This is a genomic window from Pseudomonas sichuanensis, from assembly GCF_003231305.1.
GTDB classification, from domain to species: Bacteria; Pseudomonadota; Gammaproteobacteria; order Pseudomonadales; family Pseudomonadaceae; genus Aquipseudomonas; species Aquipseudomonas sichuanensis.
This window is the reverse complement of the sequence record NZ_QKVM01000030.1, coordinates 1-13,799: the sequence shown is the minus strand read 5'-3', so window position 1 is coordinate 13,799 and position 13,799 is coordinate 1. Positions and strand designations below refer to the sequence as shown.

Annotated in this window: 11 protein-coding genes; 2 read left to right on the top strand and 9 right to left on the bottom strand. The window is 65.2% G+C overall.

Annotation, left to right across the window (positions count from 1 at the left end; all coding sequences use genetic code 11):
- Positions 1–12: 12 nt before the first annotated feature.
- Positions 13–1,386, bottom strand: coding sequence for a nucleotide 5'-monophosphate nucleosidase PpnN (gene ppnN / locus DM373_RS16520; protein ID WP_110994604.1), 1,374 nt, complete (start codon positions 1,384–1,386; stop codon positions 13–15).
- A 229-nt stretch (positions 1,387–1,615) separates the two neighbouring features.
- Between ppnN and DM373_RS16515 the strand changes: the two genes are divergently transcribed.
- Positions 1,616–2,362 carry an SDR family oxidoreductase gene (locus DM373_RS16515; protein ID WP_110994603.1) on the top strand — a complete coding sequence of 249 codons (747 nt, stop codon included), beginning with the start codon at positions 1,616–1,618 and terminating at the stop codon, positions 2,360–2,362.
- A 1-nt stretch (position 2,363) separates the two neighbouring features.
- On the opposite strand, the gene DM373_RS16510 is transcribed toward DM373_RS16515, so the two are convergent.
- From DM373_RS16510 to DM373_RS16495, 4 genes are all read right to left on the bottom strand, one after another.
- A complete protein-coding gene (locus DM373_RS16510) occupies positions 2,364–4,427 on the bottom strand; it encodes a PAS domain-containing protein (RefSeq protein WP_110994602.1) in 2,064 nt (687 codons plus the stop codon).
- Positions 4,428–4,481: 54 nt separating this feature from the next.
- Entirely contained in the window at positions 4,482–5,891 is a 1,410-nt protein-coding gene (mapR, locus tag DM373_RS16505) for a GntR family transcriptional regulator MpaR (RefSeq protein ID WP_110994650.1), read from the bottom strand.
- A 39-nt stretch (positions 5,892–5,930) separates the two neighbouring features.
- Positions 5,931–7,340, bottom strand: a complete 1,410-nt coding sequence (gene ccoG / locus DM373_RS16500; RefSeq protein ID WP_110994601.1) for a cytochrome c oxidase accessory protein CcoG — start codon at positions 7,338–7,340, stop codon at positions 5,931–5,933.
- A gap of 120 nt (positions 7,341–7,460) precedes the next feature.
- Positions 7,461–7,700, bottom strand: coding sequence for a DUF3203 family protein (locus tag DM373_RS16495; protein WP_110994600.1), 240 nt, complete (start codon positions 7,698–7,700; stop codon positions 7,461–7,463).
- Between the two features lie 190 nt (positions 7,701–7,890).
- Between DM373_RS16495 and DM373_RS16490 the strand changes: the two genes are divergently transcribed.
- Positions 7,891–8,406: an MgtC/SapB family protein gene (locus tag DM373_RS16490; protein WP_110994599.1), complete on the top strand. Its 516-nt coding sequence runs from the start codon at positions 7,891–7,893 to the stop codon at positions 8,404–8,406.
- A 551-nt stretch (positions 8,407–8,957) separates the two neighbouring features.
- Here the strand turns inward: DM373_RS16490 and DM373_RS16485 are convergent.
- From DM373_RS16485 to mrdA, 4 genes are all read right to left on the bottom strand, one after another.
- Positions 8,958–9,857 (bottom strand): hydroxymethylglutaryl-CoA lyase, encoded by a 900-nt coding sequence (locus tag DM373_RS16485; protein WP_110994598.1) that lies wholly within the window; start codon positions 9,855–9,857, stop codon positions 8,958–8,960.
- A gap of 20 nt (positions 9,858–9,877) precedes the next feature.
- Complete coding sequence (locus tag DM373_RS16480; RefSeq protein ID WP_110994597.1) at positions 9,878–10,279, bottom strand: MerR family transcriptional regulator; 402 nt, start codon at positions 10,277–10,279, stop codon at positions 9,878–9,880.
- A 112-nt stretch (positions 10,280–10,391) separates the two neighbouring features.
- On the bottom strand, positions 10,392–11,345 hold the full coding sequence (locus DM373_RS16475) for an endonuclease (protein ID WP_110994596.1): 954 nt from the start codon (positions 11,343–11,345) through the stop codon (positions 10,392–10,394).
- A 102-nt stretch (positions 11,346–11,447) separates the two neighbouring features.
- Positions 11,448–13,340: a penicillin-binding protein 2 gene (mrdA, locus tag DM373_RS16470; protein WP_110994595.1), complete on the bottom strand. Its 1,893-nt coding sequence runs from the start codon at positions 13,338–13,340 to the stop codon at positions 11,448–11,450.
- Positions 13,341–13,799 lie beyond the last annotated feature (459 nt).

Below are 13,799 nucleotides of genomic sequence, written 5' to 3'. Positions count from 1 at the left end.
CCCCGGGGTTGTTCAGCTCACCACCTGGTAGCACGGCACATAGGCCGCGCCGCCCGGCAGTTTCATCCGGTGCTGATCGACGAACGCCTGCAGCAGGCGGCCCAGCGGGTCGAGGATCGCCGCGTCGCCGCGGATCTGGTACGGCCCGTGTTCTTCGATCAGGCGGATGCCTTTGTCCTTGACGTTGCCGGCGACGATGCCGGAGAAGGCCCGGCGCAGGTTGGCGGCCAGTTCATGGGGCGGCAGGTCGCGGCGCAGGGCCAGGTTGGCCATGTTTTCATGGGTGGGGTCGAACGGGTGCTGGAAGCCTTCGGCGATCTTCAGCAGCCAGTTGAAGTGGAACGCATCGTTGCGCTCGCGGCGGAACTGCTTGACCGCCTTGAGCCCTTCGACCATCTGCCGGGCCACCTCGGCCGGGTCGTCGATGATGATCTGGTAGTGGCGTTGCGCGGCTTCGCCGAGGGTGGCGCCGACGAAGGCGTGCAGTTGCAGCAGGAACGCCTCGGCGCTGCGCGGCCCGGTGAGGATGACCGGGAAGGGCAGCTCGTGGTTGTCCGGGTGCATGAGGATGCCGAGCAGGTAGAGGAACTCCTCGGCGGTGCCGGCGCCGCCGGGGAAGATGATGATGCCGTGGCCGACGCGGACGAAGGCTTCAAGACGTTTCTCGATGTCCGGCAGGATCACCAGCTCGTTGACGATCGGGTTGGGTGCCTCGGCGGCGATGATGCCCGGTTCGGTCAGGCCCAGGTAACGGCTGCCGTGCATGCGTTGCTTGGCGTGGGCGATGGTGGCGCCTTTCATCGGGCCTTTCATCACGCCCGGGCCGCAGCCGGTGCAGATGTCCAGCTTGCGCAGGCCCAGCTCGTGGCCGACCTTCTTGGTGTACTGGTATTCCTCGCTGCTGATCGAGTGGCCGCCCCAGCACACGACCATTTTCGGCTCGACGCCCGGGCGCAGGGTGCGCGCGTTGCGCAGCAGGTGGAAGACGTAGTCGGTGAGGCCTTGGGAGCTCTCCAGGTCGATGCGCTGGCTGGCCAGTTCGCTTTCGGTGTAGACGATGTCGCGCAGGGCGCTGAACAGCATTTCGCGGGTGCTGGCGATCATCTCGCCATCGACGAAGGCATCGGCCGGGGCGTTGAGCAGCTCGAGGCGCACGCCGCGGTCCTGCTGATGAATGCGCACCTCGAAGTCCTTGTAGGCCTCGAGGATGGTCTTGGCATTGTCGACATGGGCGCCGGTATTGAGGATTGCCAGGGCGCACTGGCGGAACAGGGTGTAGAGGCTGCCGGTACCGACTTCGCTCAGTTGCTGGACTTCACGTTGCGACAGGGTCTCCAGGCTGCCTTTGGGGCTGACGGAGGCGTTGATGACATTGCGTTGGGGCATCTAAGTCGTTCCTGTGCGGGTAAAACATCCTTCTTGGACAACACCATACAAGCAAATGTGCGGGGTAACGAGGGGGGCTTTGAAAAAGCTGGTCTGGTGAATGGGCATTGGGTGCATGGCGATGAATTTGCAGCGCCCTGCACCTGTCCGCCCCCACGCCATCACCATTGCTCCGCTCAACGCTTTTCCCCTAATCTCGTAGGCCTTTTCCAATCATCCGGACAGATTCATGGACAAGGTCATCGTCATCACCGGCGCCAGCCGGGGCATTGGCGCCGCCACCGCGTTGCTGGCGGCGCACCAGGGTTACCGTATCTGCATCAACTACCACGCCGACGACCAGGCCGCCGAAACGGTGCTGGCGCAGGTTCGCGAACTGGGCGCCAGCGCCATTGCTGTGCGCGCCGATGCCAGTGTCGAGGACGAAGTGGCGCAACTGTTCCTGCGTGTCGACCATGAACTCGGCCCGGTCACCGCACTGGTCAACAACGCCGGCACCATCGGTCAGCAGAGCCGGGTCGAGGCCATGTCCGAGTTCCGCCTGCTCAAGATGATGAAAACCAACGTGGTCGGGCCGATGCTGTGCGCCAAGCACGCGCTGCTGCGCATGTCGCGTCGCCACGGCGGGCAGGGCGGGGCGATCGTCAATGTGTCGTCGGTGGCCGCGCGCCTGGGGTCGCCCAACGAATACGTCGACTACGCCGCGTCCAAGGGCGCGCTGGACACCTTCACGGTCGGCCTGGCCAAGGAAGTGGCCGGCGAGGGGGTGCGGGTCAATGGTGTGCGCCCCGGCTACATCCATACCGGTTTCCACGCCCTGAGCGGTGATCCGGACCGGGTCGCCAAGCTCGAGCCCGGCCTGCCGATGGGGCGTGGTGGTCGCCCAGAGGAAGTCGCCGAGGCGATCCTGTGGTTGCTGTCGGACAAAGCGTCCTACTCAACCGGCAGCTTCATCGACCTGGGCGGTGGGCGCTGAGTCAGCCGAGTGCGAGCAGTTCGGCCACTTTGTCGGCGATGTCGCCGAGTTCGAACGGCTTGAGCAGCACCGCCGTACGTGGCGGCAGCACGCCGTCGCTGTGCGCCGCGCTTTCGTCGTAACCGGTGATGAACAGTACCGGCAGGCCCGCATGCCGGGCACGGCACGCCTCGGCTACCTGGCGGCCGTTGAGGCCTCCGGGCAGGCCGATGTCGCTGATCAGCAAGTCCGGCAAGAGCCCGTGCGCCATGGCCTCGAGGGCTTGCGCACCATTTTCCACGCTGTGCACCTGATGGCCGAACTCTTCGAGCACTTCGCCGATCACCAGGCGCAAGGCGGCCTGGTCCTCGACCAGCAGGATCTGCGCAGCGTGGTGGTGAGCCCTGTCGTCAGGCCTCGCTGACGGCTGCCTCGCCATGGGGGCTTCGAGATGCCGTGGCAGGTAGAGCTCGACCCGTGTGCCCGCCCCGGGTTTCGAGTGGATCAGCAGTTGACCACCAGACTGGCGCACGAAACCGTAAGCCATGGACAGCCCGAGCCCGGTACCCTGGCCCAGCGGTTTGGTGGTGAAGAACGGGTCGATGGCGCGCTCCGCCACCTCCAGGGGCATGCCGCGGCCGTTGTCGCGCACGCTCAGGCACAGGTACTCGCCAGCGGGCAGGTCGAGCAGGGCGGCACGCTCCTCGTCGAGTAGCTGGTTGGTGCAGTGAATGTCGATCAGGCCGCCGGCGGGCAGGGCGTCGCGGGCGTTGATGCACAGGTTGAGCAGGGCGCTCTCCAACTGCGGCGGGTCGATGAAAGAGGGCCACAAGTCATCGGCACAGTGGACACTGAGCCGGATGGCCGGGCCGACGCTGCGACGGATCAGTTCTTCCATCGTCTGCACCAGGGCACCCACCGCAGTCGCCTGGGGCAACAGGGTCTGGCGCCGGGAGAACGCCAGCAGGCGATGGACCAGCGCCGCCGCGCTGCGGGCCGAATTGCTGGCGGTGTCGAGCAGGCCGGGGATGTCTTCCGGGCGTGATTGTTCCAGGCGCTGGCGCACCAGTTCCTGAGCGCCGAGGATGCCACCCAGGAGGTTGTTGAAGTCGTGGGCGATACCGCCGGTGAGCTGGCCCACCGCTTCCATTTTCTGTGCCTGGCGCAGGGCCTCCTCGGCCCTGAGCAGTTTCTGCTGTTCGGATACCCGCTCAGTGACGTTGTAGGCAAACAGGTTGGCACCGATGATGTTGCCCGAGGGGGTGCACATTGGACTGAAGCGCAGCTCGAAGTAATTCGTCTTCGTGCCGTCAGGGAAGGCGGCGGTCTGCACGTAGGTTTCCCCGGCCAGGGCACGCTGCCACAGGCGCAGGTTTTCGGCCAGGCTATCGGGGTGCTCGCGCATCAACTCCGGCAGGCTGTCACCCACCTGCGGCGTACTGCCGAACAGGCGTTGAAAATCCCGCTGGGCCTGCTGGTTGATGGCCAGCCAGCGCAGGTCGGTATCAAGCACATGCACGTTGGCCACGCTGCGCTCGACCAGCCCGGCGAACAGCCCGCGTTCGGCCAGGGCCGCGCTGACCCGTTGTTCGAGATGTTCATTGAGCTGCTGCAGGGCATCCTCGGCGCGGCGGCGCTCGGTCACGTCCTTGAACAGCACTGCCACCTGGCGTTTCTCGGCAGGTTCGATGCGGAAGGTGGTCACCGACAGCACATGCCCGGTGGCGACCAGTTCCTGCTCGAACTGCAAGGGTTGGCCGGTGCGCAGCACCTCGCCGTAGCGGGCGACCCAGTCATCGGCTTCGTCCGGCACCATCTCGCGCAGCTTCTGCCCGACCACGTTGGGGATGCCGGCATGGCGGGCGTAGGCAGCGTTGGCGAGGATATGCACGTAGTCGCTGAGCGGGCCGTGCGGGCCATCGAAGAACTCGATGACGCAGAAGCCTTCGTCCATGGTGTCGAACAGGAAGCGGTACAGATCGTCATCGGCGTGCGCCTGCTGCTCGAGGCGCGCCTCCAGTTCGGCGTTGCGTTGGCGTAGCGCCTGCAGCTCTCGCTGCAGGGCGGGCAGATTGCGGTCGGGCATGCAGGTGTCCAGCGTCGGGCTTGGCGCCACTGTAGCCTGCCGGCCCGCGCGCCGCTAGAACGAGCGCACGATGCGCCCGAGGGTCTCCATGGCCTGTTCGGCGCCGTCGCCCCAGGGGCTGCCGTAGTTCAGGCGGATGCAGTTGCCAAAGCGCCGGGTCGGCGAGAAGATCGGCCCCGGTGCGATGCTGATGCCTTGCGCCAGCGCCATGTGGAACAGCTTGAGCGCGTCCATCTGCTCGGGCAGTTCCAGCCACAGGAAGTAGCCGCCGGAGGGGTGGCTGACCTGGGTCTGGGCCGGGAAGTGGCGAGCGATGGCTGCCAGCATGTTGACCTGCTGGCCCTCCAGGGCGTAACGCAACTTGCGCAGGTGGCGGTCGTAGCCGCCGTGCTGCAGGTAATCGGCGATCGCCGCCTGGGCCGGCATCGAGGCGCACAGCGAGGTCATCAGCTTGAGCCGCTCGATCTTCTGCGCGAAGCGCCCGGCGGCTACCCAGCCGATGCGGTAGCCCGGGGCCAGGCTCTTGGCGAACGAGCCGCAGTGCATCACCAGGCCTTCGGTGTCGAAGGCCTTGGCCGGCTTGGGCGCCTGTTGCGCGTAGTACAGCTCGGCGTAGACGTCGTCTTCGATCAGCGGCACCTGGTGGCGGCGCAGCAGTTCGACCAGCTCCTGCTTCTTCGCCTCGGGCATGCTCGCGCCCACCGGGTTCTGGAAGTTGGTCATGCACCACACGGCTTTGACCGGATGCTTGTCCAGGGTTTGTGCCAGCACCGCCAGGTCCATGCCTTCGCGCGGGTGTACCGGGATTTCCACGGCCTTGAGCTTGAGGCGTTCGAGCACCTGCAGGCAGGCATAGAAGGCCGGTGCCTCGATGGCCACCAGGTCGCCCGGCTGGGTCACGGCCTGCAGGCACAGGTTGAGTGCCTCCAGCGCGCCGTTGGTGATCAGCAGTTCCTCCATCGGCAGCATCAGCCCGCCGACCATGTAGCGCAGGGCGATCTGCCGGCGCAGTTGCGGGTTGCCCGGCGACAGGTCGGTGACCACCATGCGCGGGTCCATGGCCCGGCTGGCGCTGGCCAGGGAGCGGGACAGGCGTTGCAGGGGGAACAGCGCCGGGCTGGGGAAGGCCGAGCCGAACGGCACGGTGTGCGGGTCCTTGATCGAGTCGAGGATCGAGAACACCAGGCCGCTGACGTCCACATCGGTGGACTCGGTGGCCTGCGTCTGCACCTGTGGTTCGTTGAACGGGCGCGGGGCATGGGCATTGACGAAGTAGCCCGAACGCGGCCGGGCGCGGATCAGGCCGCGGCGTTCCAGCAGGTAGTAGGCCTGGAACACCGTGGACGGGCTGACCCCGTGGGTCTGGCTGGCATAGCGTACCGAGGGCACCCGCTGGCCGGGGCCAAGCACCCCGGTGCGGATCAGTTCGGCAATGTCGTCGGCGAAGCGTTCATAGCGTTTCATGGTGTTCTGCACGGGCAAGGTCATGGGCAGTGTAAGGGATCAGCGGTTCATCGGCGCGACGAAGCGGCTCTGGGCGATGCTGCGCACCCCAGGCTGGTCGCTGTCCTGCAGCTCGAAAGTCAGCTCCTGCGAGCTGCTGCTCGGGCGGTCGGCCAGCAGTGCCACCGACACGGGCAGCTCGCTCATCTCGCCGGCGGCGATGCTGAACTCGGTGCGCCCGTGCAGCTCGAAACCGTCGGCGTCGACCAGGCGCAGGCGATAGTGCTGCGGCTCGCTGGTCTTGTTGATGATCTTGAGCAGGTAGATGTTCTCGATCTGGCCCAGGGCGTTCTCGCGGAACAGGCCGCGGTCCTTGATCACGTCCATCGACACCATGGGGCGCAGTTGCAGGGCCACGACCAGCGCGCCGATCATCACCACCAGCGCTGCGGCGTAGCCCAGCAGGCGCGGGCGCAGCCATTGGGTGGTGCCGCCTTGCAGGGTGTGCTCGGATTTATAGCCGATCAGGCCGCGGGCATAGCCCATCTTGTCCATGACCTCGTCACAAGCGTCGATACACGCCGCACAGCCGATGCAGCCCATCTGCAGGCCGTCGCGGATATCGATGCCGGTGGGGCAGACCTGCACGCACAGGGTGCAGTCGATGCAGTCGCCCAGGCCCTGCTCGCCGGGGATGCTGCCTTTCTTGCGCGGGCCACGGGCTTCACCACGGCTGGGGTCGTAGGCCACCGCCAGGGTGTCCTTGTCGAACATCACACCCTGGAAGCGCGCATAGGGGCACATGTGCATGCACACCGCCTCGCGCAGCCAGCCGGCGTTGATGTAGGTGGCGGCGGTGAAGAACAGCACCCAGAACAGCGCCACGCCGCCCAGCTCCAGGCTGAACAGCTCGGCGGCCAGCGGGCGGATCGGGGTGAAGTAGCCGACGAAGGTCAGCCCGGTGAGCAGGCCGATGGCCAGCCACAAGCTGTGCTTGAGGCTACGCCGGGCGAGCTTGTTGACCCCCCAGGGCGCGGCGGCCAGCTTGATGCGCTGGTTGCGGTCGCCTTCACAGACCTTTTCGCACCACATGTACAGCCAGGTCCAGGTGCTCTGCGGGCAACTGTAGCCACACCACACGCGGCCGGCGAACACGGTGATGGCGAACAGGCCGAAGGCGCAGATGATCAGCAGCGCCGAGAGCAGGATGAAATCCTGCGGCCAGAACGTCGCGCCAAAGATGTGGAACTTGCTGTCGGCCAGGTCCCACAACACCGCTTGGCGGTCGTCCCACTGCAGCCAGGCGGTGCCGAAGAACAGCAGGAACAGCGCGCCGGCAAAGGTAATCCGCAGGTTGCGGTAGAAGCCGCTGAAGCTGCGGGTGTGAATGCCGCCGTCCGGCTGGCTTTTGCTCTTTTTGACGGCGGCGGGGGCAATCTCGATGACTCGGAAGGGGATTCTGTCACTCATGGTTCATCGCTCATCAGGCCTCGATCAGGCCCGGGCACTATGGCCCCCGATCTGTTTGCAGCACAGACTCAGCTATGGCGATAAAAACCGTATCAGATTCCCCTGTGAAGCCCCGAGGCCCTAGATTACCGAGCCTGGGACGCTGGCCTTCAAATGCCTGCGGCTATCCACCGCACCTGCGACGGTGAGTGCGTCGGCCTCGGCTTCGGTGATGGGCACGCGTTCGCCGGCCAGGATGGCCACCGACATGCGCAGCTGTTCGTCGGTGACGATCTCGATCTCGGGGCCGGTGCCTTCCAGGCGGATGTGGTCGCCGATCAGGGTGCAGTGGCGGGTGGTTTCGTCGACTTCGATGGGCATGGTGGGGTCCTCCTGGGGCGGTTACAGGGTGTGACCACAGGCCGGGCGTGGATGCTGCACCTTTCTGCCCGGTGGCACTCCTGGGGGAGGGTGCGGTCAGCTTCAGTAAGGGCCTCATTGCGGGGCAGGTCGCGCAATACACGTGGGAGCGGGCTTGCCCCGCGATGAGGCAAGTGCAGGAGAACCTCCGATGGAAACGATCCTCTCGACCATCCAGTCTGAATTCGCCGACATCACAGACGAACAGGAGATCACCCGCATCCTCGTACGCCTGCTGATGGCGGCGCTGCTGGGCGCGGTGCTGGGCTTCGAACGCGAAAGCAAAGGCAAGGCGGCCGGGGTGCGCACGCACATGCTGGTATCCCTGGGCGCGGCGCTGTTCGTGCTGGCCCCGAGCATGGCCGGGGCCGACCAACAGGCGTTGAGCCGGGTGATCCAGGGCATTGTCGCGGGTATCGGCTTTCTCGGTGCCGGCACCATCCTCAAGGGCCATGGCCAGGACACCAGCCATGTGAAGGGCCTGACCACCGCCGCCGGGCTGTGGATGACCGCTGCCATCGGCACGGCCGCCGGCATGGGGCGCGAGGCCACGGCGCTGCTCAGCACGGTGCTGGCGCTGTTGGTGCTGGGCACGATGCCGTTGCTGGTGGACAAGGTGGAGGGCGGGAGCGAGGAGAAAAGCGAGGAGGAGGGCAGGAAGCACTGAGGGGAGCCGAAGCTCCCCTCATAAGCGTTGTTGCCTGCTCTTTTTTTATTATTGGAGACTGGCCTGTTGTTGTTTTTGTCGGCTTTTGTCTCGGTACTGCGGGGCCCCTACCCGGGGCCAAGAGCAAACTTATTTTTTTGAGCGCTGACCTGCGTTCATGCAACGTGTGTGATCCAACCGTGACTGTCGCTACCTTCAGGTAGTTTTATTGTTCTGTGTCAGGCTGCGGGGCTTTTCTGCGAAAGCTTCCCTGGAAAGCACGTCGACTCCAAAAAAATCTGCTTGCTACGCTTCTGCCGTGTTGTTCTTGTTATGTCAGAACCGTTTCATGTTGTTTTTATTAGATGTCGCTTTTTTTTGTTCTTGTTGTGCCTGAGATATAGCAGGTGCCGTGCCAACTTTTTAAAACCCTTTAAAATCAATGACTTGGCGATTTTCAGAAAAACCTGACACCTGAAATTTTGTCGATTTGTTTCCCTGTTACCCGATTTTTTGCTGCCTGCGGTGTGGGCGGTAACACTCCACCCACACTTATGTGACACCGGTGTGACTCAGCCTGCGCTACGTGCCCGTGCCACCCGCGAACCGGTAGCGCGGCCCAGTACCTCACTGATACGCAGGCCAGCGGCGATCAGGCGATCGAGGTCTATGCCGGTTTCAATGCCCAGGCCCTGCAGCAGGTACAGCACGTCTTCGCTGGCGACGTTGCCCGTGGCGCCCTTTGCGTAGGGGCAGCCACCCAGGCCTGCGACCGAGCTGTCGAACACCGCGATGCCTTCGAGCAGGCTGGCATAGACGTTGGCCAGCGCCTGGCCGTAGGTGTCGTGGAAGTGCCCGGCCAGTTGCGCGCGCGGCACATCCTTGCCCACTACCTCGAACAACCTGCGGGTGTCGCCCGCCGTACCGGTGCCGATGGTGTCGCCCAGCGACACTTCATAGCAGCCCATCTGGTGCAAGGCGCGGGCCACTGGGGCAACCTGCTCGGCCTGCACGAAACCTTCGTACGGGCAGCCCAGCACGCACGAGACATAGCCGCGCACCCGCACGCCATGGCTGCGCGCTGCGTCCATGATCGGCTCGAAGCGCTTGAGGCTGTCGCTGATCGAGCAGTTGATGTTGCGCTGGGAGAACGCCTCGGACGCCGCGGCGAACACCGCCACCTCCTTGACCCCCGCCGCTACCGCGTCCTCGAAACCACGCAGGTTGGGCGCCAGCGCGGCGTAGGTCACGCCGTCACGTTGCCGGATACCGGCGAACACCTCGGCGGAGCCGGCCATCTGCGGTACCCACTTGGGCGAGACGAAGCTGCCCACCTCGATGTAGGCGAGGCCAGCGTCGGTAAGGTCGTCCACCAACCGCACCTTGTCGGCGACACTGATGGGCTGGGCTTCGTTCTGCAGGCCGTCGCGGGGGCCGACTTCGACCAGGCGGACGTTCTTGGGCAATGACATGGCGGGCTTCCTGTGGCAGGTCAACGGTTGTGGGGCTGCTGGTTCAAGGTGGCGGCCAGGGCCTGCTCGCAGCGTTCCTGGGCGGTGTCCAGCTCCAGGTGCATCTGCTGGATGTCGAGCATCTGCTGCTCCAGCTGGGCACGGCGTTCGGCGATCTTGCCGAGCATGCTGTTGAGCTGCTTGAGGTTGCCGCCCGTGGGGTCGTACAGCTCGATCAGCTCGCGGCACTCGGCCAGCGAGAAGCCGATGCGTTTGCCGCGCAGGATCAGCTTGAGGGTGACTTTGTCGCGGGCCGAATAGATGCGCTCCAGGCCGCGGCGCTCGGGGCTGAGCAGGCCCTGCTCCTCGTAGAAGCGGATGGCGCGGGTGGTGATGTCCAGCTCGCGGGACAGGTCGGAGATGCTGTAGGTCTGGCTGGTCATGCTGATGCTCGGGGGTGGGATCAGCGTTAACCTAAAGTGAGCTTGACGTAAACGTCAAGCTGAAACCGCTGCGGGCTCCCGGCAGTCGATGTGCCGGGAGCCCGTGCAGGTGCTACTTGCAGTTACCGGCTTTGCGGTAGCCGGCCGCCTGCGCCGCGGCTTCGGAGTCGAATGCCACCTGGTTCTTCGCTGCCACCTGCGCATAACCCGGGCAGCCGCTGGCCAGGTGGTAGACCTGGCTGTTGCGGTTGCCCAGCACGGCACCGTGCGCCGCCGTGCTGGCCGGGCCGGGCTTGGCAGGTTGCGCGGCGGCGGTCACCACCGGGGCGGCGCCCGCTGGCTTGTAACCCGGCGTCCAGCTGCGCTCACCGGTCACGAACGGATTGGAATGCCCCATTACCGCGGCGATGCGGCGGTCGCGTTCCTTCTCCCACGGGGTCACCGGGTACTGCTTGTCCCACGCCATCAGCAACTGCTGTTGTTGGCGCGACATGCTCAGTTGGTAGCGATCGAACATGTAGAAGGTGGTGCGCGCCACCAGGCCTTTGACTTCGTTACGCGGTTCGGCGGCTTTCTGCTGGAAGTCGATTTTCGTCGTGCACTGGCCGTACTGCGGGGCAACGCCTGTGGCCATGCCGTAGTTGAAATTGCTGCGGTCACCGTTCACTTCGCCCACGGCCGGGTAGAGGTTGAACAGGTCGGCCTCCATGGCGCGGAACACCGGGTCCTTGTCGACGCAGGCTTCGCGGCCGCCGTTCTGCCAGCACTGGCGCTGGTGGCCGAAGGTCCAGGCCGGCACGATGTGTTCCCACTCGGTGCGCTCGGCGCGGCTCTGCTGCTTGCGGGTTTCATAACCGCAGGAGGCCGGGTCGACGCGCCCGCCGGACTTGCCGACCCAGGTCCATTTGCAGCCACAGTACAGGTCGCCCTGGGCGCTGTTGGCCTGGTCGAGGTAGATCTTCTGCTTGGCGATGACCTTGGCTTCGGTGAAGGTTGCCGGTGGGGTGGCGAAGACGGGGGGAATGAGGGCGAGGCACAGGGATGCTGCGTACAACAGTCTTTTCATGGAGGTAGATCGATGTCGGAAAAAGCGCCGATTATACGCAGGAAGGTATCCCTGTAGGAGCGGCCTTGCCGGGGCGCTCCTACACGGGGTAAGCCTGAAGGCCTAGGTATGAGGCACAACCGCTTGCCCGGTACTGCCCGCGTACTGCGCCTTCAGATGCCCCTGCTCATCCAGCAGGTAGGCATCCATCACCTCGCGCACCACCGGGCCCGCCACTCGTCCACCGGCCTCGCCGTTCTCGATCATCACCGCCACCACCACGGCCGGGTGGTCGGCCGGGGCGAAGCCGACGAACAGAGCGTTGTCACGGTGGCGTTCCAGGGTCTTGTTGCGGTTGTAGCGTTCGCCCTGCTTGATCGCCACCACCTGCGCGGTGCCGCTCTTGCCGGCGATGCGGTACTGGGCCCCGGCGGCGGCGGCGCGGGCGATGCCGCGGGCATCGTGCATGACCATTTGCATGCCCTGGTTGACCTGGTCCCAGGCACGCTTGTCGTGCAGCACGATGTCCGGCATCGGGTTGGGGTCGATGGGGGCCTGGCCGCCGACGGTCATCGCCAGGTGCGGGCGGTGCCAGGCGCCCTTGCTGGCCAGCAGGCTGGTGGCCTGGGCCAGTTGCAGCGGGGTGACCTGCATGTAACCTTGGCCGATGCCAAGGATCAGCGTTTCGCCGGGGAACCAGGCCTGGCGGCGGGTGGCGCGCTTCCAGGCTTGCGACGGCATCAGCCCGGGGGCTTCCTCGAACATGTCCAGCGAGACCTTCTGGCCCAGGCCGAATTCGGCCATGTAGTCATGCAGCCGGTCGATGCCCAGCTTGTGCGCCAGGTCGTAGAAGTAGGTGTCGTTGGAGCGCATGATCGCGGTGTACATGTCTACCCAGCCATCGCCGCTGTGGTTCCAGTTGCGGTACTTGTGGTCGTAGTTGGGCAGCTCGTAGTAACCGGGGTCGAACACGCGGCTACCGGGGGTGATCACGCCGCTGTCGAGGCCGGCGATGGCCACTTCCGGCTTGACCGTCGAGCCGGGGGCATACAGGCCACGCAGCACGCGGTTGAACAACGGCCGATCGATCGAGTCGCGCAGTGCCGAATACTGCTTGGAGCTGATGCCCTTGACGAACAGGTTGGGGTCGAAGCTGGGGTTGCTGACCATCGCCAGCACGTCGCCGTTGGCCGGGTCCAGCACCACCACCGCGCCACGTCGGTCGCCCAGGGCCTTTTCCGCGGCCTGCTGCAGGTGGGCGTCCAAGCTCAGCACGATGGACTTGCCCGGCACCGGGTCGTGGTGGCGCAGCACGCGCATCACCCGGCCCTGGGCGTTGGTCTCGACCTCTTCGTAACCCACCTGGCCGTGCAGTTCGTGTTCGTAGAAGCGCTCGACGCCGGTCTTGCCGATCGACTGGGTGCCCCGGTATTCGCTGCTATCGAGGGCCTTGGCTTCTTTCTCGTTGATCCGCCCGACATAGCCCACCGAATGGGCGAAGTGCTCGGCCAGCGGGTATTCACGGATGAACTGCGGTTCTACCTCCAGCCCTGGCAGGCGGAACTGGTTGACGGCGATCAGGGCAATCTGTTCCTCGCTCAGGCCGACCATCAGCGTGACCGGCTCGAAAGGCTTGCGGCCACGGCGCAGGTCCTTGTCGAACTGGTGGCGGTCGTCTTCGCCGAGGCTCAGAACCTGTGCCAGGGCGTCGAGCACCTTGGCCGAATCACCGGCCCGCTCGCGGGTCATGGTCAGGTTGAAGCTGGGTTTGTTGTCGGCCAGTACCACGCCATTGCGGTCATAGATAAGCCCGCGCTCGGGCGGGATCGGCAGCACGTGCACGCGGTTGTTTTCCGACACCGCGGTCTGCTGGTCATGCTGCACCACCTGCAGCACGTAGAGCCGGCCCACCAGCACCGCCACCAGGCTGAACACCAGCAGGGCACAGGCCAGCAACCGGCGGTTGACCAGGTGCTTTTCGGTTTCGTGGTCCTTGAGGGGGATGGGTTGTGGCATGGGCAGTGGCGGGTCGGTCAGGGCGATACGTGCGGGGCGGCGATGCTACGCGGGCGTGCGGCGGGGCTCAAGGCGGGGGCTGGCGCGCAGCGCCGGGGAGGGGCGTGGAGCCCTGCTGGCAGGGGCGCACAGCGAAGATGAAGATTCGTTCATGTCTTGGGCTGGGGGTTAAGCCGTTGGGACTGCGCTCGCACAATCGGGGATGCTTGGGGGCGCGGTGCATGCTGTTCGGTTGCTGCGGCCGTGGGGCTTCAAGCACTTCGCCACGGGTTGTTGGGCTTCGCATTGTGGGGCGTGTGGGGCAATGGGCTTAAGTTGCGATTGCGTAATGTTGTTGCTAGTTGCTAGTTGTTTGGGGTGAGTGGGTATATGTAGTTGTATGTGCATTCATTTGCGATGTCGACGCGTAGTCACCTTTCCGCCCTTACGGCGGGTTACTTTGGTCTTGGCCAAAGTAAC

What these genes read in the sequence shown, in the direction of transcription:
- DM373_RS16480 (WP_110994597.1), bottom strand. Translation starts at nt 10,279, where the DNA reads ATGACCAGCCAGACCTACAGCATCTCCGACCTGTCCCGCGAGCTGGAC.
- ccoG (WP_110994601.1), bottom strand. Translation starts at nt 7,340, where the DNA reads ATGAGTGACAGAATCCCCTTCCGAGTCATCGAGATTGCCCCCGCCGCC.
- ppnN (WP_110994604.1), bottom strand. Translation starts at nt 1,386, where the DNA reads ATGCCCCAACGCAATGTCATCAACGCCTCCGTCAGCCCCAAAGGCAGC.
- mrdA (WP_110994595.1), bottom strand. Translation starts at nt 13,340, where the DNA reads ATGCCACAACCCATCCCCCTCAAGGACCACGAAACCGAAAAGCACCTG.
- DM373_RS16490 (WP_110994599.1), top strand. Translation starts at nt 7,891, where the DNA reads ATGGAAACGATCCTCTCGACCATCCAGTCTGAATTCGCCGACATCACA.
- DM373_RS16510 (WP_110994602.1), bottom strand. Translation starts at nt 4,427, where the DNA reads ATGCCCGACCGCAATCTGCCCGCCCTGCAGCGAGAGCTGCAGGCGCTA.
- mapR (WP_110994650.1), bottom strand. Translation starts at nt 5,891, where the DNA reads ATGAAACGCTATGAACGCTTCGCCGACGACATTGCCGAACTGATCCGC.
- DM373_RS16515 (WP_110994603.1), top strand. Translation starts at nt 1,616, where the DNA reads ATGGACAAGGTCATCGTCATCACCGGCGCCAGCCGGGGCATTGGCGCC.
- DM373_RS16485 (WP_110994598.1), bottom strand. Translation starts at nt 9,857, where the DNA reads ATGTCATTGCCCAAGAACGTCCGCCTGGTCGAAGTCGGCCCCCGCGAC.
- DM373_RS16475 (WP_110994596.1), bottom strand. Translation starts at nt 11,345, where the DNA reads ATGAAAAGACTGTTGTACGCAGCATCCCTGTGCCTCGCCCTCATTCCC.
- DM373_RS16495 (WP_110994600.1), bottom strand. Translation starts at nt 7,700, where the DNA reads ATGCCCATCGAAGTCGACGAAACCACCCGCCACTGCACCCTGATCGGC.